This is a genomic window from Pseudomonas sp. AIG (assembly GCF_977020205.1).
Genome location: NZ_CDROCK010000156.1, coordinates 1 through 330, shown reverse-complemented (window position 1 = coordinate 330; position 330 = coordinate 1). Strand labels below are relative to the sequence as shown.

Annotated in this window: 1 protein-coding gene; it reads right to left on the bottom strand. The window is 56.7% G+C overall.

The window, feature by feature from the left end:
* Positions 1 to 330: contractile injection system protein, VgrG/Pvc8 family (locus ACWR1S_RS30950; protein WP_454566155.1), on the bottom strand; the 330-nt coding region annotated here is incomplete at both ends.

Genomic DNA, 330 nt, shown 5'->3' with positions numbered 1-330 from the left:
GCGGTTTTTCGAAGTCGTAATCGCGGCGGGTGGTGCGGCTGGTGCGGGTTTCCAGGCGAAGGTCGAAGCGCTTGATCACCGGGTCGCTGGCGACCATGCCGGAGTCTTGTTGATAGGCCACAGGCTTGAGTTTCGGGAACACCATCTGGTCATCGCCGAACACCAGTTTGTGCGCCGTCGCCGTGTGTTCGAAGTGGTAGTGAATACCTTCTTCCTCGCACAGGCGCTGGATGAAATGCAGGTCCGATTCATCGTATTGCACGCAGTAGATGCGTTCGGGATAAATCGAACCGGTCTTGAATTCGTAGGCGTTGCTTTGGATGCCGTGCT